19 protein-coding genes are annotated in these 19,205 nt (G+C 69.0%); 5 read left to right on the top strand and 14 right to left on the bottom strand.

The window, feature by feature from the left end; all coding sequences use genetic code 11:
* Positions 1-146: 146 nt before the first annotated feature.
* Positions 147-401, top strand: coding sequence for a WhiB family transcriptional regulator (locus tag HCA44_RS03995; protein WP_027506852.1), 255 nt, complete (start codon positions 147-149; stop codon positions 399-401).
* 112 nt (positions 402-513) lie between these two features.
* Here the strand turns inward: HCA44_RS03995 and HCA44_RS03990 are convergent, their stop codons facing one another.
* The 4 genes from HCA44_RS03990 to HCA44_RS03975 form a co-directional block, all read right to left on the bottom strand.
* Positions 514-2,016 carry a PAS domain-containing sensor histidine kinase gene (locus HCA44_RS03990; protein ID WP_169647217.1) on the bottom strand — a complete coding sequence of 501 codons (1,503 nt, stop codon included), beginning with the start codon at positions 2,014-2,016 and terminating at the stop codon, positions 514-516.
* Positions 2,017-2,031: 15 nt separating this feature from the next.
* Positions 2,032-2,247, bottom strand: coding sequence for a biotin/lipoyl-binding carrier protein (locus HCA44_RS03985; protein WP_169647216.1), 216 nt, complete (start codon positions 2,245-2,247; stop codon positions 2,032-2,034).
* 311 nt (positions 2,248-2,558) lie between these two features.
* Positions 2,559-2,840, bottom strand: coding sequence for a mycothiol system anti-sigma-R factor (gene rsrA, locus HCA44_RS03980; protein WP_169647215.1), 282 nt, complete (start codon positions 2,838-2,840; stop codon positions 2,559-2,561).
* A complete protein-coding gene (locus tag HCA44_RS03975) occupies positions 2,837-3,583 on the bottom strand; it encodes a sigma-70 family RNA polymerase sigma factor (protein WP_206037715.1) in 747 nt (248 codons plus the stop codon). Before HCA44_RS03975 ends, rsrA begins: the two co-directional genes overlap by 4 nt.
* Positions 3,584-3,806: 223 nt before the next feature.
* Here HCA44_RS03975 and HCA44_RS03970 point away from each other — a divergent pair, with 223 nt between their 5' ends.
* Positions 3,807-4,298, top strand: coding sequence for an aminoacyl-tRNA deacylase (locus tag HCA44_RS03970; RefSeq protein WP_169647214.1), 492 nt, complete (start codon positions 3,807-3,809; stop codon positions 4,296-4,298).
* Here HCA44_RS03970 and HCA44_RS03965 read toward each other — a convergent pair.
* On the bottom strand, positions 4,285-5,037 hold the full coding sequence (locus HCA44_RS03965; protein ID WP_169647357.1) for an SOS response-associated peptidase: 753 nt from the start codon (positions 5,035-5,037) through the stop codon (positions 4,285-4,287). The genes HCA44_RS03970 and HCA44_RS03965 overlap by 14 nt on opposite strands.
* Before the next feature lie 155 nt (positions 5,038-5,192).
* Here HCA44_RS03965 and aroA point away from each other — a divergent pair, with 155 nt between their 5' ends.
* Positions 5,193-6,500, top strand: coding sequence for a 3-phosphoshikimate 1-carboxyvinyltransferase (gene aroA / locus HCA44_RS03960; protein ID WP_240945302.1), 1,308 nt, complete (start codon positions 5,193-5,195; stop codon positions 6,498-6,500).
* Positions 6,497-7,486, top strand: coding sequence for a ribosome small subunit-dependent GTPase A (rsgA, locus tag HCA44_RS03955; protein ID WP_206037714.1), 990 nt, complete (start codon positions 6,497-6,499; stop codon positions 7,484-7,486). Before aroA ends, rsgA begins: the two co-directional genes overlap by 4 nt.
* A 15-nt stretch (positions 7,487-7,501) precedes the next feature.
* On the opposite strand, the gene HCA44_RS03950 is transcribed toward rsgA, so the two are convergent.
* The 6 genes from HCA44_RS03950 to HCA44_RS03925 form a co-directional block, all read right to left on the bottom strand.
* Complete coding sequence (locus HCA44_RS03950) at positions 7,502-8,740, bottom strand: fatty acid desaturase (protein ID WP_169647211.1); 1,239 nt, start codon at positions 8,738-8,740, stop codon at positions 7,502-7,504.
* Positions 8,741-8,852: 112 nt separating this feature from the next.
* Entirely contained in the window at positions 8,853-10,103 is a 1,251-nt protein-coding gene (locus HCA44_RS03945) for an acyl-CoA desaturase (protein WP_169647210.1), read from the bottom strand.
* Positions 10,104-10,186: 83 nt separating this feature from the next.
* Positions 10,187-11,302 carry a ferredoxin reductase gene (locus tag HCA44_RS03940; RefSeq protein ID WP_169647209.1) on the bottom strand — a complete coding sequence of 372 codons (1,116 nt, stop codon included), beginning with the start codon at positions 11,300-11,302 and terminating at the stop codon, positions 10,187-10,189.
* Positions 11,303-11,387: 85 nt separating this feature from the next.
* Positions 11,388-11,894, bottom strand: coding sequence for a hypothetical protein (locus tag HCA44_RS03935; protein WP_169647208.1), 507 nt, complete (start codon positions 11,892-11,894; stop codon positions 11,388-11,390).
* A gap of 37 nt (positions 11,895-11,931) precedes the next feature.
* A complete protein-coding gene (locus HCA44_RS03930) occupies positions 11,932-13,362 on the bottom strand; it encodes a wax ester/triacylglycerol synthase family O-acyltransferase (RefSeq protein ID WP_169647207.1) in 1,431 nt (476 codons plus the stop codon).
* Positions 13,359-13,859 (bottom strand): HAD-IA family hydrolase, encoded by a 501-nt coding sequence (locus HCA44_RS03925; RefSeq protein ID WP_169647206.1) that lies wholly within the window; start codon positions 13,857-13,859, stop codon positions 13,359-13,361. The genes HCA44_RS03930 and HCA44_RS03925 overlap by 4 nt, the downstream gene beginning before the upstream one ends.
* A gap of 132 nt (positions 13,860-13,991) precedes the next feature.
* Between HCA44_RS03925 and HCA44_RS03920 the strand changes: the two genes are divergently transcribed.
* Positions 13,992-14,600 carry an Rv3235 family protein gene (locus HCA44_RS03920; protein WP_169647205.1) on the top strand — a complete coding sequence of 203 codons (609 nt, stop codon included), beginning with the start codon at positions 13,992-13,994 and terminating at the stop codon, positions 14,598-14,600.
* Between the two features lie 30 nt (positions 14,601-14,630).
* Here the strand turns inward: HCA44_RS03920 and secA are convergent, their stop codons facing one another.
* The 3 genes from secA to HCA44_RS03905 all read right to left on the bottom strand — a co-directional run bounded on the left by secA (position 14,631) and on the right by HCA44_RS03905 (position 19,201).
* On the bottom strand, positions 14,631-17,468 hold the full coding sequence (gene secA, locus HCA44_RS03915; protein WP_169647204.1) for a preprotein translocase subunit SecA: 2,838 nt from the start codon (positions 17,466-17,468) through the stop codon (positions 14,631-14,633).
* Positions 17,469-17,622: 154 nt separating this feature from the next.
* Positions 17,623-18,210 (bottom strand): ribosome-associated translation inhibitor RaiA, encoded by a 588-nt coding sequence (raiA, locus tag HCA44_RS03910; protein WP_346764578.1) that lies wholly within the window; start codon positions 18,208-18,210, stop codon positions 17,623-17,625.
* A 331-nt stretch (positions 18,211-18,541) separates the two neighbouring features.
* A complete protein-coding gene (locus HCA44_RS03905) occupies positions 18,542-19,201 on the bottom strand; it encodes a ComF family protein (RefSeq protein WP_169647202.1) in 660 nt (219 codons plus the stop codon).
* Positions 19,202-19,205: the final 4 nt, after the last annotated feature.

The following is a 19,205-nucleotide window of genomic DNA, read 5'->3' as shown; positions in this document are numbered from 1 at the left end:
CTTCCTGGCCGTTCGTGAAAGCATTCACAAGCAACAGCGCGGAAACATTTCTGCCCGCAGACATTAACTCGACATGACGAAAAGGTGCACCGAGGTGCGCCACGACGAATGGTGCACTGAGGTGCGCCCGGTAAGGAGCACACGGAATGGACTGGCGCCACAAGGCCATCTGTCGCGACGAGGATCCGGAACTGTTCTTCCCCGTGGGAAACAGCGGCCCGGCGCTCGCGCAGATCGCTGATGCCAAGGTCGTCTGCAACCGTTGCCCCGTCACCGCCGACTGCCTGTCGTGGGCACTCGAGTCGGGCCAGGACGCGGGCGTCTGGGGCGGAATGAGCGAGGACGAGCGTCGCGCGCTCAAGCGCCGCAATGCGCGCACCCGCGCCCGCAGCGCCGTCTGATCTTCCGTCCGATCCCGGACTGCAAGCCCGGCACCGTTTTCGGTGCCGGGCTTCGTGCTGCAGAGACCTCGCCGTCATACCCCGATGCGGCCGGTTCCGGTGTGACAACCGGTCACAACCGGGCACCGCGGCGCCCCAACGGGACCCGCAGCACCGCGTCGGTGCCGCCGTCGGGGCTCGCGTGCAGTCCGAGCGAACCACCGAGTTCCGCGACGACCAGCGTGCGCACGATCTGCAGACCGAGACGATCGGACCTTTCGAGGCTGAAACCGTCTGGGAGGCCACGTCCGTCGTCGTGGATGACGACGTCGAGCCAGCCCGCCGACCGGCTCACGCCGAGCGTGACCGTGCCGGTCGTGCCCGGCTCGAAGGCGTGCTCGATCGCGTTCTGCACCAACTCGGTCAACACCATCACGAGCGGGGTCGCCCGCTCGGCGGAGAACACCCCGAAGCTGCCGTCGCGTTCGACGGTCACGGGCGCCTCGACCGTCGCGACGTCCGACATCATCGGCACGAGACGGTCGACGAGTTCGTCCATGTCGACTTCCTCGTCGACCGACATCGACAGCGTGTCGTGTACCAGCGCAATGGAAGTGACGCGACGCACCGATTCGCTGAGCGCCTGACGCGCTTCGTCGTTGTCGGTGCGGCGGGCCTGTAGCCGCAGGAGTGCGGCGACGGTCTGCAGGTTGTTCTTCACGCGGTGATGGATCTCGCGGATCGTGGCGTCCTTGCTCAGCAGCGCGCGATCGCGACGCTTGACCTCGGTGACATCGCGCACCACGACGGCGGCTCCGACGATCGTGCCGCCGGGCTTGAGGACCAGGGCCCGCAACAGCACCGTCGCGCCGCGCGCTTCGATCTCCATGGGTCGACCGGTCTTGTCGGCCAACGTGTCCCGAATGTACGACGCGACATCACGCGACTCGAACGGGTCGGTGACGAGCAGGCGTGTGACCGCGGCCAGATCCTGCCCGACGAGATCGGTGCTGAGCCCCATCCGGTGGTACGCGGACAACGCATTCGGGCTCGCGTACACGACGCGACCCGACGGATCGAGCCGGATGAAGCCGTCGCCGGCGCGCGGGCTGGACGTGAGGTGCGACCGCGAATCCCGGATGGGAAATGTTCCGTCGCTGACCATCTGGCACAGATCCTCGGCACTGTCGAGATACGCGATCTCGAGCGGGCTCTGGGTGCGCTGGTACGCGAGGTTCGTGTCGCGGCTGAGTGCCGCGATCACCTTGCCGCGCCAGCGCACCGGGAACGCCTCGCCACGCGGCGGAAGGCCCGCGTGCGCCACATACTCCGGCGGCCGCACGACCGCTTCGCGTTCGAACGCCTCGCGTACCTGCGGATGCCGCGTGCGCGTGACCTCGGCACCGACGATGTCCTGCTGGAATGCAGTCGACGCCGTGGTCGGCCTGCACTGTGCGACGCACATCATGCGTCCGGCGCCGTTCGGGCTGTCCGACGACGTGCGCACCCACAGCAGCACGTCGGCGAACGACAGGTCGGCGAGCAACTGCCACTCGCCGACCACCCGCTGGAGATGATCGACCGCTTCGCCGGGCAGATCGGTGTGCTCGGCGAGCAGGTCACTGAGCGTCGACACCGCGACCGCCTCCCGCTACGAGAGGACGGCGATCAGATCGCCCTGCTTGAGGACGTCGCCGACCGCGACATCGATCGACGCGACCGTGCCCGCCCCCTCCGCGATGACCGGAATCTCCATCTTCATCGACTCGAGGACGACGAGCGTGTCGCCCTCCTTCACCTCGTCACCGGGATGCGCCACGATCTCGAAGACCGTCGACACCATCTCGGCCCGCACGTCCTCGGCCACCTCGTCCTCACTTTCGCCACGGACCCGTTCCGGTCCGCCTACCGTCCGACTTTTCCGACCTACTCGAGCTGTTCGACTACCCCGACCTGTCGAATACCCACCCAACCACACGTGGGACACTGGACTGCACGAGAGCCGCACAGAACAGAAGGGAGTCGACCATGGGTAAGCGTGGCCGCAAGAAGCGCAGCCGCAAGGGCAATGCCGCCAACCACGGCAAGCGTCCCAACGCCTGACGCTCCAGACATGTGAGGGGCCGCCGAGCAGTGCTCGGCGGCCCCTCACATGTCTGGAGGGCTCTCCGCGACCGGTCAGTCCCGGATCTCCGTGCGCGTGACGACGACGGTACGGCGCAACTCGATGCTGAGCCGCTCGCGCAGCCCCTCCGGTGCGCGTTCGCCGCCGCACTTGCGGCTCACGAGGCTCTTGACCTTCTCCTCGATCCCGTACGCCTCGAAGCACGAACTGCACTCGGCGAGGTGCCGCTCGAGCCGTGCGCGCGACGCGTCGTCGCACTCGCGATCGAGCATGAGCCACACGTCCGCGATGACCGCGGAGCAATCCAACCGCTCGAATTCGTCCTGCGTGCTCATCGACCGACCTCCTGCGCGTCCGCGACGGCCGCACCGACCGACGCGTTCTCGCCGCGGTTGAACCCCCGCTCGTGCGCGACGTCGGCCAACAGGCTCCGCAACTGCTTGCGCCCACGGTGCAGGCGCGACATGACCGTGCCGATCGGGGTGCCCATGATCTCCGCGATCTCCTTGTACGGGAAGCCTTCGACGTCCGCGTAGTACACCGCCATGCGGAACTCCTCCGGCAGTTGCTGCAATGCGGCCTTGATGTCGTCGTCGGGCAGTGCCTCGAGCGCTTCCATCTCGGCGGATCGCAGGCCCGTCGACGAATGTTCGGCGGTGGCCGCCAGCTGCCAGTCGGTGATCTCGTCGGTGGGGTACTGCGCCGGCTGGCGCTGCTTCTTGCGGTACGAGTTGATGTACGTGTTGGTGAGGATGCGGTACAGCCACGCCTTGAGGTTGGTGCCCTCGCGGAACGACCGGAACGCACTGAACGCCTTGACGTACGTCTCCTGGACGAGATCCTCTGCATCGGCCGGGTTGCGCGTCATCCGCAGCGCAGCGCCGTACAGCTGGTCGAGGAGCGGCAGCGCGTCGCGCTCGAAACGCTCGATCAGTTGGTTGTCGGTGTCGTCGGAACGAGCCTTACCTGCACCGGGCGCGGTCTCGTCGACGTCGGGACGGTCCTGTTCCTGCACGCTGATCCCTTCAGTCGCCGTCGCCTTCCAGGCTACCGCCGCGGACCGACCCGGCGGGTGCATCACGCCGGGCTCGACCGGGCGTGCCGCATTGCCGGGTACACGCTCCATGACCGCTGCCGCCACCGACACCGCCTCCTCCTGTTCGACGCACGCCCTGTGCAGCTCCGGAGCACGTTGCTGCTCCGGGGCACGTTGCTGTCAACAGTGCGAGCCGGGCACATGTTCCCGGGACACCCGCGGCGGCTCCGTCTCCGTCGGCTCCGCCTGCTGGCACAGTGAGCACATGGCAGGCACTGCAACCCCCGCAACCACGGCGTGCACGCGCGCGAACATCCCGTTCACGGTCCACGAGTACCCGCACGATCCACGCTCGGCCGCCTACGGCGACGAAGCCGTCGAACACCTCACGACACGGCTCGCCGTGGCACCGCCGCAGATCTTCAAGACACTGGTCGTCGCCGTACCGGGCGGACTGGCGGTCGCGGTGTTGCCGGTGCCCTCGCAGTTGTCGCTCAAGGCGGCCGCCCGCGCGCTCGGTGTCGGCAAGGCGAGCATGGCCGAGCGCGCGGCCGTCGAGCGCGCGACGGGCTACGTGTTCGGCGGCGTGTCACCGCTCGGCCAGCGCAAACGCCTCCCGACGGTGGTCGACGCGTCCGCGACGGAGTGGGAGCGTGTCCTCGTCAGCGCCGGACGCCGCGGCCTCGAGGTCGAGCTCGCACCGGCCGACCTGGTACGACTCACCGATGCGGTGACAGCGCACGTCACAGCAGACTGATCTGCTCACCGACCTGCGGTGACCCGTCGTACTTCGCGAGCAGATCGGGGTCGTTCGCACGCACATTGCCGACCCGCGGCGAGACCGGGCGCACCTCGAGGCGGCGGTAGGCGGCGGGCTCGGGGTCGAGCAGGTCGATCGGGCTGTCGACGTCCTCGTCGAGCCACCGTTCCCACGCGGAGTCGGACAGCACGAGCGGCATCCGTTCGTGGATCTCGGCGAATCGCCCCGCCGCCGCGGTCGTGACCACCGCGCAGCTGACCGTCGGCGGCGACGCGGGGGCCTGCGGATCGCGCCAGAACGACCACAGCGCGGCCACCGAGAATCCGCCACCGTCCGGGTCGAGAATCGCGAACGGCCGGGTGCCCTTCCTGCCGCGTGCGCCGTGCGGCCCCCACTCGTACCACGCCTCCATCGGCACGAGCGCCCGGCGGACGCGGAAGGCGTCGGCGAACGCAGGTTTGACCGCGACGGTCTCCGATCGCGCGTTGAACAGCACCGGGCCGTCCGACGGCGACTGGGCCCACGCCGGCACCAGTCCCCACCGCATCCGCCGCACCCGACGCGTCCCGCGCGGCGCCGCGACCGCGACGACCTGCGTGGTGGGCGCGACATTCCAGTTCGGCGTCCAAGCCTCGCCGCCGGGCGTACCCGGGTCACCGGTCGCCGTCTCGTCCAGGGCATCCATGTCTTCGGCGATGCGCGCGGGATCGCGAGACGCCACGTACCGGCCACACATGCCCGACAGCATCGCACGGTCGCACAGGCGCCCGAGCGGGACGCTCGCCACGGCAACGGCAAACCGGGGCGTTCGCCCACAGGACGCCGATGGGAGAAGATGGACGCGTGCCGATCGAGAACAGTTCCTCACCTCGCCTCCGAGCCTCCCCGCGCCTGTGGAACGCGCCCACCGCCGGGCACCCGGTGCGCGCCACGGTGCCGCTGCCGGGCTCCAAGTCGATCACCAACCGGGCGCTGATCCTCGCTGCGCTCGCCGACTCACCGTCGACCGTGCGCGGCGCGCTGCGCAGCCGCGACACCGATCTCATGATCGACGCCCTCCGCGCACTCGGCGTCGACATCCGGGAGGACGCCGACGAGGGAGGCCGGCCCGCCACGACTCTCCATGTGACACCGCATCGCCTGCACGGCGGCACCGTCGACTGCGGCCTCGCGGGCACGGTCATGCGGTTCGTGCCCCCGCTCGCCGCGCTCGCCGACGGCATCGTCGAGTTCGACGGCGACGCGCAGGCCCGTACCCGGCCGCTCGCCACGATCCTCGACGCGCTCCGCGCCCTCGGTGCCGAGGTCACCGGCGACGCCCTGCCGTTCCGAGTCGCCGGGCACGGCGCGGTGCGCGGCGGCGACGTCACGATCGACGCATCCGGCTCGTCCCAGTTCGTGTCGGGATTGCTGCTGTCGGGCGCCGCGTTCGACGGGGGCGTCACGGTGCACCACGCGGGCAAGGCGGTGCCGTCGATGCCGCACATCGACATGACCGTCGCGATGCTGCGCGAGTCCGGTGTCGCCGTCACCACCCCCGCCGACGGGCCGGACGCCGACACCTGGCACGTCGCCCCCGGCACGATCCACGCGGTCGACCGCGCCGTCGAACCCGACCTGTCGAATGCGACTCCCTTCCTCGCGGCCGCTGCCGTCACCGCGGGCGAGGTGACCGTGCCGCACTGGCCCGCACGCACGACTCAGGCAGGTGATGCGATCCGGGGCATCCTGACCGCGATGGGTGCGCACGTCACACCGGGTCCGGCAGGGCTCGCCGTTCACGGGCCGCAGTCGCTGCGCGGCGTCGACGTCGACCTGCACGACGTCGGCGAGCTCGCCCCCACGGTCGCCGCGCTCGCCGCCCTCGCCGACGGGCCCTCGCAGCTGCGTGGCATCGCGCACCTGCGCGGACACGAGACCGACCGGCTGGCCGCGCTCGCACACGAGATCAGCGGGCTCGGCGGCAATGTCACCGAGACCGACGACGGCCTGTCGATCGTGCCCGCCCCCCTGCACGGCGGCACGTGGCGTTCGTACGCCGACCACCGGATGGCCACCGCGGGTGCGATCGTGGGTCTGCGGGTGCCGGGCGTCGTGGTCGAGGACATCGACACGACCGCCAAGACGCTTCCGGGCTTCGACCGGCTGTGGCACGACATGCTCGCGGGCGACACCACCACGGTGGGAGCGAACCGCTGAGCCCGCGCCGCTACGACGAGTCCGACGTCCGGATCCGGCCCGGCCGCGGCACCCGTCCGCGCACCAAGAACCGGCCGGACCACCACGACGCGGAATCCGCGATGGTCGTGTCGGTCGACCGCGGGCGGTGGGGATGTGTCCTGGGAGGTGATCCCGGCCGCCGTGTCGTCGCAATGCGCGCCCGCGAACTGGGCCGCACCCCGATCGTCGTGGGCGACCAGGTGAGCGTCGTCGGCGACCTGTCGGGCAAGCCGGACACCCTCGCTCGCATCGTGCGCGTCGCCGACCGCACCACCGTGCTACGGCGCACGGCCGACGACACCGACCCCTACGAACGTGTCGTCGTGGCCAATGCGGCGCAGTTGCTGATCGTCGTCGCGCTCGCCGATCCCCCGCCGCGCACCGGGTTCGTCGAACGCGCGCTCGTCGCCGCGTACGCGGGCGGCCTCGCCCCTGTCGTGTGCCTCACCAAGAGCGATCTCGCACCGCCCGAGGAGTTCGCGTCGACCTTCGCCGCGCTCGACGTGCCGGTCGTGCTGGCAGGGCGGGACGACCCACTCGACGATGTGCGTGGGCGCTTGACGGGCACCGCCACGGCCCTCATCGGGCATTCGGGGGTCGGCAAGTCCACTCTCGTCAACCGCCTGGTGCCGGATGCCGACCGGGCCACCGGCGTGGTGTCGGGCGTCGGCAAGGGCCGGCACACGTCGACGCAATCGGTGGCGCTGCCGCTGCCCGGGGGCGGCTGGGTGATCGACACTCCGGGGATCCGCTCGTTCGGCCTCGCGCACATCGCACCCGGGGACGTCGTGGCCGCGTTCTCCGATCTCGCCGAGGCAGTAGAGAACTGCCCGCGCGGATGCACCCACCTGGGGGCGCCCGCCGATCCCGAGTGCGCCCTCGACGATCTCGAGGGCGACTCGGCTGCGCGGGTGGCCGCCGTGCGCCGCCTGTTGAGCGCGATCGCGACGAACGACGCCTGGTGACGGACCAGCCAGGTTTCAGCGCCGGAATCGACCGAGAATACCCTTGCGCCTGCGCAATTCGGTGATCGCGGTGCGCAGGCCACGGCGGCGGCCGGTCGCGGGATCGACCACACCGACAGCGGGAGCGCCGAAGCGGCGCTCGGACGCCGTCTCGGGAGCGTCGTCCGCCGTGTCACGCAGGTACTTGTTCGGCAGCGACAGCTTCGCGATCGTGCGCCACGACTTCGCGTACTGCACCGCGAGCGGGCCGGTCGTGTACGGCAGGTCGTACTTGTCGCACAACTCGCGCACGCGCACGGCGATCTCGGCGTACCTGTTACTCGGCAGATCCGGGAACAGGTGGTGCTCGATCTGGTAGCTCAGGTTCCCGGTCATGAAGTCCATGACCTTGCCGCCCGAGATGTTGGCGCTGCCCAGCATCTGCCGCAGGTACCACTGCTCGTGCGTCTCGGCGTCTATGTCGGCCTTGGTGAATTTCTCTGCGCCGTCCGGGAAATGGCCGCAGAAGATGACCGCATTGGACCACACGTTACGGATCGTGTTGGCTGCGAAGTTCGCGGTGATCGTGCTCTTCCATGCCGGGCCGGTGAGCGCCGGGTAGAACACGTAGTCCTTCGCGACCTGACGGCCGATCTTGCTGCCCACCTCGCGCAGCTTTCGACGCGTCTCCTCCTTGGGCACACGACCTTTCGCGATCTTGCCGAGTTCGAGATGCTGCACCGCGACGCCCCACTGGAAGAACAGCGTGAGCAGCGTGTTGTAGGCCAGATTGCCGAGATTGAACGGGTACCACTTCTGGTCCCGCGTGACGCGCAGCAACCCGAATCCGACGTCGTCGTCCATACCGAGGACGTTGGTGTACTTGTGGTGCAGGTAGTTGTGCGTCTGCTTCCAGTGCGCGGACGGGTCGTTGTTGTCCCATTCCCATGACGTCGAGTGGATCTCGGGATCGTTCATCCAGTCCCACTGCCCGTGCATCACGTTGTGCCCGAGTTCCATGTTCTCGACGATCTTCGCCACGCCGAGCAGGCCCGCACCCGCGATCCACGCCGGCCGCCTGCGGCTGGCGAAAAGCACTGCACGGCCGGAGAATTCGAGAGTGCGCTGCAAGCGGATCGTGTTGCGGACGTAACGCGCGTCGCGTGCGCCTCGCGATTCCTCGACGTCACGGCGGATGGCATCGAGCTCGCGCCCGAGCGCCTCGACGTCGGCTTCGGTGAGGTGTGCATACTCCTCGATGTCGGCGATCGCCATGCCGTCCTCCTGTAGCTCGACCCGTGCCGTCGCGCGCCGCCACCAACGGCGACAGCGACTTACCGTACCGTAGGTTACGAGACCGTAGGTAGACGAGATCGTGTGGCGAGGATCACCGCCGTCGACGGGCCGCCTTCCGTTCGCGGAGCATCCCCGCCTTCTGCTCACGCAGCACGCGCAGCGCCGACGCGAGGCCGTGCCGCACTCCGCTGGGCGCGAGTGAGCCGCGCAGCGCCGCGAATTTGCGTTCGGACGACGTCTCGGGAGCGTCGTCGGACGTCGCGCTCAGCCAACTGTCGGGCAGCGCGAGCTTGTGGATCGTGCGCAGCGCGAGCAGGTACTGCCCGAACAACGAACCCGTCGTGTAGGGCAGGTCGTACTTCTGGCACAGCTGTTGGACCCGCTCCGCGATCTCCGGGTAGCGATTGCTCGGCAGATCCGGGAACAGGTGGTGCTCGATCTGATAGCTCAGGTTTCCCGACAGCAGGCCGAGCACGGGCCCGGACCGGAAGTTGGCGCTGCCGAGCATCTGCCGCAGGTACCACTCGTGCCGAGTCTCGTTCTCGAACTCGGCCATCGTGAACTTCTCGGCGCCGTCCGGAAAGTGGCCGCAGAAGATCACGACGTACGCCCACAGGTTCCGTACGAGATTCGCAGTCGCATTCGCCGACAGCGTCGTCTTCCATGCCCGTCCGCTGAGAACGGGGAACAACACGAAGTCCTTGCTCACCTGGCGGAAGATCTTGCGGACGAAATCGCGGTTGGCCTGCGAATCGAGCTGGCGCCTGCCCGCACCCTCGAGATCGACCGCGAACTTGCGGTCGTGGATCGCGATGCCCCACTCGAAGGTGGCGGCGAGCAGCAGGTTGGCGAGCGGCTGCAGCGCGTTGACCGGTCGCCACTTCTCGTCGCGGGTCATCCGCAACACACCGAACCCGATGTCGTCGTCCATCCCGACGATGTTGGTGAACGTGTGATGCGAGTAGTTGTGCGCCCGCTTCCAGTGCGCCGACGGACCTGTCTGGTCCCACTCCCACGACACCGAGTGGATCTCGGGATCGTTCATCCAGTCCCACTGCCCGTGCATCACGTTGTGCCCGAGCTCCATGTTCTCCACGATCTTCGCGAGCGACAGCAGCCCGACCCCGCCCCACCACAGCGGACGGCGGCGGCTGCCGATCAGCAACGCCCGACCCGACAGCTCGAGCGCGCGCTGCAGCGCGATCACCCGCCGGATGTAGCGCGCGTCCCGCTTGCCGCGCGAGTGCTCGACGTCCCGGCGGATCGCGTCGAGCTCACTGCCGAGCGCCTCGACATCCGACTCCGTCAGATGCGCGAACTCTTTGATGTCGGTGATGGCCACCGTGCGATCCTCCTGTCGAGCGGGCGCCGCGACAAGCCCTTGCCGTCGGACCGGACGCACCACCGGTGGGCCGATGGGTGCCGTCAGGCGTCGAGGGTGCAGTCGCCCGCAGCCGACGAGATGCAGGTCTGCACCCGCTCCCCCTCGGCGTGCTGCTTACCCGAGCGTAGATCGATGGCATGCCCCGACGTGATGGGAACCACGCAGGTCTGGCAGATGCCCATCCGGCACCCGAACGGCAGCAACGCTCCGGCGCCTTCTCCGGCCTCGAGCAACGTTGTCGCTCCGTCGATTGTGACGGTCTTTCCCGACTTCGCAAAAGTGACGGTGCCACCCTGACCCGATGTGTCGGCTCGTGAGACCGCGAATCGCTCGAGATGCAGAGACCCCGCGAGGCCCGCATTCGTCCAGTAGGCCTCGAGCTCGTCCAGCAGCGCGAGCGGGCCACAGGCCCACACCCTGCGCTCACGCCAGTCGGGCACGAGTTCGGTGATCGCGGCCGGATCCAGCTTGCCCTGCGAGCGCGTGAGCTGCACATGGGAGCGAAATCCCGGCAGCCTGGTCCCCAGCGTCGCGAGTTCGTCGGCGAACATCACGTCGTCGGCCACGGGCGCCGAGTGCACGTGCACGATGTCCGACGCGGCGCCGCGGCGCGCCATCGTGCGGAGCATCGACATGATCGGCGTGATGCCGCTACCCGCCGTGACGAAGAGAACTTTCGACGGCGGCGGGTCGGGCAGCGCGAAATTGCCCGTCGGTGCGGCGAGCCGCACGATGGTGCCCGACGGCACACCGTTGACGAGATGGCTCGACAGGAAACCCTCGGGCATCGCCTTGACCGCGATCGAGATGCGCTTGCCTTCCCTTCCCGGTGGCGAGGTGAGCGAATAGGACCGCCAGTGCCACCGGCCGTCGACGTGCAGTCCGATGCCGATGTACTGCCCGGGTTCGTAGTCGAAGTCGAATCCCCAACCCGGCTTGATCACGATCGTGGCCGAGGTCGCCGTCTCGGCGCGGACCTCGACGATGCGGCCGCGCAACTCGCGTGCCGACCACAGCGGATTCACCAGGTGCAGGTAGTCGTCCGGCAACAGTGGCGTCGTGAGCCGGGCCGCGGCCTCCCGCAGCCACGCGGCCCTCGTCCGCTTCGCGGACAGCTGGTCGGCTGCCGGCTCCGCGATCCACTCCTTGAGTCCCATGCGCGTCCTCCCGCTCGTCACGGGCACCTACGGTACCGTAGGTTCGAACGCGAGCTCCGTGTGGCGGATCACAGTGATCACCGGCTCACATGAGTTCGAGCAGGAACGGCAGCTCCTGGGTCGCGTACCACGCGAGCGGGTGGTCCTCGGCGTCGCCGAGCACGAACTCCGCTTCGGGGTCACCCAGATCGGCCTCGTCGACCACGCTCACCGCGCGCTCGACAGCCCCCTCGGCGTCCTCGAGATCGACATGCACGGACGCCACCTGCGCCATCGTGAGCGGCGCCTTCAGCCGCACGACCGCGTCGTCCAGATCGGGCCGCGGGGTCACCTCGTCGACGTCCGCGGCCACCACCGCACGCCGGAACCGCACGTCCGCGCCCTCACCCACGCGGCCCGCGAGCAACCGCAGCGACGCTCGCGCCGCCTCGCCCATCGCGACCGCCTCGAGTTCTTCGTCGTCGCCCGACGCGTACGACTCGCGCAACGGACCGGTGACGGCGAACGCCGTGCGGCTCATCGGATCGAACTCGCCGCTGTCGAGGAACTGCTGCAGCAACTCCAACGTCGCCGGCACGTACACCCGCGTCATACCCACCTGTCCTCCGAAGTTTGTGGACTCACGGTCTTCACCCCGCTGCGTCCGCGAGCTCGTCGAGGGACTCGCGCAGCAACGACGCCACCACCGCCACGTCGGCCATCGCGTCGCGGTCGGCATTCAAACCGTAGTAGACGTGGCCGTCGTAGGACGTCAAAGCGATGCCGAGCGACTGATTCTCGAGCAGCGGCGCGACCGGATACATCTCGAGCATGCGGGCACCACCGAGATACCGCGGCGCCTGTGGCCCCGGAGCGTTCGTGACCATCAGGTTGAACATCCGCCGCGACCACGTGCTCGCGGCACGAGCGCCGACCGCATGCAGAGTCGCGGGTGCGAACCCGCTCAGCCGCACCATCGTGGCCGCCGTGACCTGCCTGCTCTGCTTCGCGAACTCGGCGGAGGCATGCTGCACGTGGGAGAGCCGCACCACCGGATTCGCCTCGCCGACCGGCAGATCGATCAGGAAGGACGACACCTTCCTGCTCGGCTCGGCGTACCCGGATCCGTCCTCCGACGGGTCGTACGCCGATGACGAGTCGTCCTGGTCGTACACCGAGATGGGCACCATCGCCCGGACCCGCGCCGCCTCGCCGACCAGTTCGCCGCGCGAGAGCAGCCAGTTGCGCAGCGCCCCGGCGACGACCGCGAGGATGACGTCGTTGATCTCGCCGCCGTAGCGGCGGCGGATCGCACGATAGGCCTCGAGATCGGTGCGTGCGGTGGCGAAGCGCCGGTTGCGTGAGATCGGCCGGTTCAGTGGGTTCGAGGGCGCACGCGATGTCGCGATGCGCAGCACCGCCGCAGTGTTCTCGACGGCCTCGACCGCACCGCCGACCGTCGACGCGACGTCGCCGAACCCCTTGCGTACGAGGCCGAGGCCTTCGGCGGGGCGCGCGATCAACTCGCCGACCGCGCCCGCGAGGAGGGTCGTCGCGCTCGGCTCCGGGCCGGGCATCCACAGTTCCTCGCCCTGCTCGGGCACCGCCTTCGCGTCGTCGAGGACGACATGCCCGATGTCGCGGTGGTCGATGCCGTCGACGAGCGCTGAATGCGACTTCGTGAAGATCGCGAACCTGTTGCGCGACAACCCTTCCACGAGATACATCTCCCACAGCGGGCGCGTCGTGTCGAGCGGTCGGGACGTGAGCCGGGCGACCAGGTCGAACAACTGCTCGTCGGTACCGGGCCGCGGCAACGCGCTGCGGCGCACGTGGTACTCGATGTCGAAGTCCGGATCGTCCACCCACACCGGACGAGCCAGGCCGAGCACCACCTCCCTGACCTTCTGCCGGTAGCGCGGCACGAGGCACAGCCTCTGCTCGACGACACGCAGCAGCGTCTCGTACTCGAATCCGCCACGCGGACGGGAGAACACGGCGAGCGAACCGCCGTGCATCGGTGTCGAGCCGCCCTCGAGAAAATAGAAGGACGCGTCCTGTGCCGTGAGCCTCGTGATCATCGCGTCCCCCCTGGCGGTCGTCGGCGGTCCGCCCGTCCGGACGGCGTCGGGCTCTCGAAGAGCACCGACAGTTCGAACAGCGCAGCGGCACTGTCGTGGAAATGCACGCCGACCATACCGACCGCGACCGCGCCCTCGACATTGCTCGCCAGGTCGTCGACGAACACGCACTCGGACGGCGCGAGCCCGAGCCGTTGCGCAACCAGCCGATAGCTCGCGGGCGACGGCTTCGCGACGCCCACATCTCCCGACAGCACCACGTGATCGAAAAGCGGAACGACACCGCGGTCGGCCCCGCCGGTCGCGGTGTCGCCGGTCGCTGGACCGGCGAGTGCCCGTAACGCATCGGCACCGCGGCCGGGGCCGCCGGGATCGTTGCTGAGCATCGCGGTACGCACACCGTGGCCGCGGACCCGGACGAGCACGTCGACGACACCCGCGCGATCCGAACCCGGACCCGCGAGCACGCCCCCGTAGTCGACGATCAGTCCGCGCACGGCCCCACTGTAAGCGGCCACCGGGCCCGCGGCGACACGACAGCCGCTCGCCGAGCGCGAGCGCACCACTCGTGCAAGGATGTCGGCACATTCGCCGCGTGGGGGGCACGCGGCGCTGTCACTGGGGGGACCATGACTGCTCCGTCACTACCCGATCCGTCGCTACCCGATCCGCCGCTGCCCGACGAGTCGCAACCCGCAGGGACACAGGCCACTGCCGCGCCCGAACCGGCCGCGCGCCTTCACGTCACACGGGCCCCGCGGTGCGAGCCGCCGCTGGGCACACAGGCCTCACGTCTACGCACCCATGCGCGCACCGCGCCCCACACCCATGCGCGCACCGCGCCCCACACCCATGCGCGCACCGCGCGACGCTCCCCTGGATCCGGGCGCTCCCCCGCGGCACCACCCGCACCCACCGACATGCACCGCTTCGCCGAATTCGCGCTCCGGTCGGCGCTCGAAGTGGTCGACCGCAGACGCAGCGCAGGCCGGTTACGGCACGTGTTCTCGCAGTCGGTCGTGGACACGACGCGCGCACTCGCCGCGGCAGCCGCCGCGGCGCCCCCGCAGGCACCCGCAGTGCTGGGGCGGGTGCGCTGCCAACCGGGCCCGTCGTCGGCGGAGATCTTCGCCACCTACGCGCGCGGCGGGCGCACACATGCGGTCGCAGGCCGCATCGACGCGCGGCGCACACGCGAAGGGGCCGCCTGGCAGCTCACGGTTCTGCAGCTGCTCTGACGGCCCCTTCGGCTGTCTCCCTCGCGCCGGTCAGCGCTTGCGCTTCGCGTTCTTCTTACCGGCCTTCGCCTGCTTGCGCGCCGCCTCGCGGCGCTGCCTGCGCGTGCCCGCCTCGGCAGCGGGCGCGTCGTCGTTCGGGCGGCTCAGCGCGGCGCTGCCGTCCTCCGCCGGCCCCGAGTAGGTGAGTCCACGCGGCTGGTCGTCGTCGAGCCCCCGGGCCCGCAACGCCGCCGGCGCGGCCGCGCCCTCGGCGGACGCAGTCTGCGTCGCCATGCCCTGCGGACGCGGCGCGGTCATCGCGTTCGCAGCGGCCGACGCTGCGGTGACGCTCACCGCGGGCTCAGCGGGCTGCGCCGGCTCGACCTGCACATTGAACAGGAACCCGACGGACTCCTCCTTGAGACCCTCGAGCATCGCCGTGAACATGTCGAAACCTTCGCGCTGGTACTCGACGAGCGGATCCCGCTGAGCCATCGCCCGCAGGCCGATGCCCTCCTTGAGGTAGTCCATCTCGTACAGGTGCTCGCGCCACTTGCGGTCGAGCACACTGAGCAGCACGCGCCGCTCGAGCTGGCGCATGCCGCCCTCGCCCGCGATGCCGTCGATCTCTGCCTCGCGCCGCTCGTAGGCAGCGTGCGCATCGGCCAGGATCAACTCCTCGAGCTCCTTCGCCGACAGGTCGGCGGCCACGCCGTTCTCGTCCTCGGCAGTGAGTTCCTTGTAGTCCAACGTGATCGGGTACAGCGTGCGCAGCGCCGTCCACAACGTCTCGAGATCCCAGTCCTCGAGGTAGCCCTCGGCCGTCGCACCCTTGACGTACGCCGACACGACGTCGTCGATCATGCTGTCGACCTGGCCCTCCATGTCCTCGCCCTCGAGGATCCGGCGGCGCTCGCCGTAGATGACCGTGCGCTGCTGGTTCATGACCTCGTCGTACTTGAGGACGTTCTTGCGGATCTCGAAGTTCTGCTGCTCGACCTGGGTCTGCGCGCTCTTGATGGCCTTCGAGACCATCTTCGCCTCGATCGGCACGTCGTCGGGCAGATTGAGCCGCGTCATGATCGCTTCGAGCGTGGCGCCGTTGAACCGACGCATCAGCTCGTCGCCGAGCGACAGGTAGAACCGCGACTCGCCGGGATCGCCCTGACGGCCCGAGCGGCCGCGTAGCTGGTTGTCGATACGCCGCGACTCGTGACGCTCGGTGCCCAGGACGTACAGCCCGCCGGCCGCGCGGATCTCCTCGGCCTCTTCCTTGACCTGCAGCTTGACGTCCTCGAGGACCTCGTTCCACGCCGCTTCGTACTCCTCGGGCGTGTTGACCGGATCGAGTCCCTGCTTGCGCAGGTCGAGGTCGGCAATGATGTCGGGGTTGCCGCCGAGCACGACGTCGGTACCACGACCGGCCATGTTGGTGGCCACCGTGACGGCGCCCAGTCGGCCCGCCTCGGCGATGATCGTGGCTTCCTGCTCGTGGAACTTGGCGTTGAGCACGCTGTGCGCCACGCCACGCTTGGTGAACTGCCGCGACAGGTACTCCGAGCGTTCGACGCTCGTGGTACCGATCAGGACCGGCTGGCCCATCTCGTGCCGTTCGACGACGTCGTCGACGACCGCAGCGAACTTCGCTTCCTCGGTCTTGTAGATGAGGTCGCCCTGGTCGACACGAATCATCGGCCGGTTCGTGGGGATCGGGATGACGCCGAGATCGTAGATCTGGTGCAGCTCGGCAGCCTCGGTCTCGGCCGTGCCGGTCATGCCCGAGAGCTTGTCGTAGAGGCGGAAGTAGTTCTGCAGCGTGATCGTGGCGAGGGTCTGGTTCTCCGCCTTGATCTCGACCTTCTCCTTGGCCTCGATCGCCTGGTGCATGCCCTCGTTGTAGCGGCGGCCGACCAGGATGCGGCCCGTGAACTCGTCGACGATGATGACCTCGCCGTCGCGGACGATGTAGTCCTTGTCGCGCTGGTAGAGCTCCTTCGCCTTGATGGCGTTGTTCAAGTAGCTCACGAGCGGCGAGTTCGCGGCCTCGTACAGGTTCTCGATACCCAGCTGGTCCTCGACCAGCTCGACACCCGCTTCGTGCACACCCACGGTGCGCTTCTTGATGTCGACCTCGTAGTGCACGTCCTTCGTGAGCAGCGGCGCGATGCGCGCGAACTCGCTGTACCACTTGCTCGACGAGTCGGTGGGCCCCGAGATGATGAGCGGCGTGCGAGCCTCGTCGATGAGAATCGAGTCGACCTCGTCGACCACCGCGAAGTTGTGCCCGCGCTGCACGAGGTCGTCGAGGCTGTGCGTCATGTTGTCGCGCAGGTAGTCGAAACCGAACTCGTTGTTGGTGCCGTAGGTGATGTCGGCTGCGTACGCGGCACGACGCTCGGCGGGCGTCATGCCTGCCAGGATCGCGCCCACCTCGAGGCCGAGGAAGCGGTGGACACGGCCCATCCACTCCGAGTCGCGGCGGGCGAGGTAGTCGTTGACCGTGACGACGTGCACACCGCCGCCGGAGATCGCGTTGAGGTACGCAGGAAGCACCGACGTGAGGGTCTTGCCCTCGCCGGTCTTCATCTCGGCGATGTTGCCGAAGTGCAGCGCGGCACCACCCATGATCTGCACGGTGAAGTGCTTCTGGTCGATGACCCGCCACGCGGCCTCGCGCGCGACCGCGAATGCCTCGGGCAGCAGCTCGTCGAGGGTCTCCCCCTCGGCGTAGCGCTTCCGGAATTCGTCGGTCTTGCCCCTCAGCTCGGAGTCGGCGAGCGACGAGTAGTCGGGTTCGAGCGATTCGACATGCTCGGCGATGTGCTTGAGCCGCTTGACCATGCGACCTTCACCAACACGGAGCACCTTCGACAGCGACAGCGACGGCACGGTCTTGTACGTCCTCAATCCTCGGCAGTTCGATCTCTGACACACGAAATCCGGCCGCGCGGGAACGCGGGGCCGGATTCCATGGTAGGCGCACTTTCGGGATGTCGAGCAAACCGACCGTGCTCCGAGTGGCGCGCGGGCTGCGCGAACAGCGTCATTCCAGACGAATCAACCCGTAGTCGAACGCGTGCCTGCGGTACACGACGGAGGGCCGGTCCGTCTCCTTGTCGTGGAACAGGAAGAAGTCGTGACCGACGAGCTCCATCTCGTAGAGGGCGTCGTCGACCGTCATCGGTTCGGCCGGGTGCACCTTGGTGCGGACGATGCGGCCGGGTAGATGCTCGTCGCCGACGTCGTACCCGTCCGTCTCTTCCGCGCGGTCCGCGTCGGGCAGCGCGAGCGGCGCGGTGGCCTCGGCCACCGACACCGGCGTCTTGCTGCCGCGATGGATGCGCCTGCGGTCCTTGACGCGGCGCAATCGGCTCTCGAGCTTCGCGGTCACCGATTCGAACGACGCGTAGAAGCTGTCTCCGCATGCTTCCGCGCGTACGACGGGGCCTTTGCCGCGCGCGGTGATCTCGACGCGCTGACAGCTCTTCTTCTGCCGCCGGTTGGGTTCGTGCTCGAGCTCGACGTCGAATCGGTAGATCGTGGGATCGAACCGTTCGAGCCGGGCGAGCTTCTGGGAAACGTACACGCGGAAGTGGTCCGGGATCTCGACGTTGCGGCCTCCGACGACGATCTCGGACGACGGCTCGGGGCCGTCGTCGACGTCGGTCGAGCGAGCGAACGACGGGAACTGAGACGGGGCCGTGGCCTGTGAAGAACTGGTCACTCGTACCTCCCGATGGCAGCACCGCTACGGGTGTGCGGCGGCGGAAATGGGCATCGCCGGGAGCACTCGACTACCCGGCAACAGGTGTGAAGTACCACCTCCTACCTGTGTGTTCGGGTGTAATCGCGACGCTAGTACGTAACCGGGGGGCTTGCCACTGTTCCGCTCGATTTCACATTTCCCGACGGCCCCACGCGCTGGGCCGATGCACCCGACACCGCTGCTGCACACGGCCCGCTCACGCACCCGCGAGCACGACGACGGCCTGCACCGCGACCCCCGCGCCGGCCAGCACCCGCACCGCCTCGGTGCACGTGGCTCCCGTGGTGGCGACGTCGTCGACGAGTACCACCGGCAGGCCCGCAGGCACACGCGTGCACCACTGTCCACCGGCGCGGGTCAGCCGGATGGCACCCGCGAGATTGCGTTGCCGCTGCGCCTGCGAGAGACCGACCGAATCGCGGGTCGACCAGTGCAGCCGCAGCGCGGGCACGACGCGCTGCTCCCCCACCGCGGCGACCGCCATTGCGGTGACCGGGTCGCCGCCGCGGCTGCGTGCCGCCCGGGCCCGCGTGGGCGCAGGCACCACGAACGCGCCCGCGTCGATCTCGCCCCAGCGCTCGAGCAGGACGAGGACGTGTGCGAGGCCCGCACCGAGCGGTGCCGCGAGGTCGCGTCGACCGTGTTCCTTCGCCGCAACCACCGCTCGGCGACGGACGCCGCGGTAGGGCCCCGACGCCCACACCGGGACGCCGGGATCGACCCGCGGGCGCAACAGCACGGGAGTGTCCTCGAGCACCGCCGCGCACCACCGGCACCACGCGCGCCCGGGCAGACCGCACCCGCCGCACTGCAGCGGCAACACCAGATCGACCAGTGCACCGACCGGACGCCACATGCCA

It is taken from the genome of Rhodococcus sp. HNM0569 (assembly GCF_012726205.1).
In the GTDB taxonomy this organism is placed as follows: domain Bacteria; phylum Actinomycetota; class Actinomycetes; order Mycobacteriales; family Mycobacteriaceae; genus Rhodococcus_F.
This window is presented reverse-complemented; position numbering and strand designations above follow the sequence as displayed.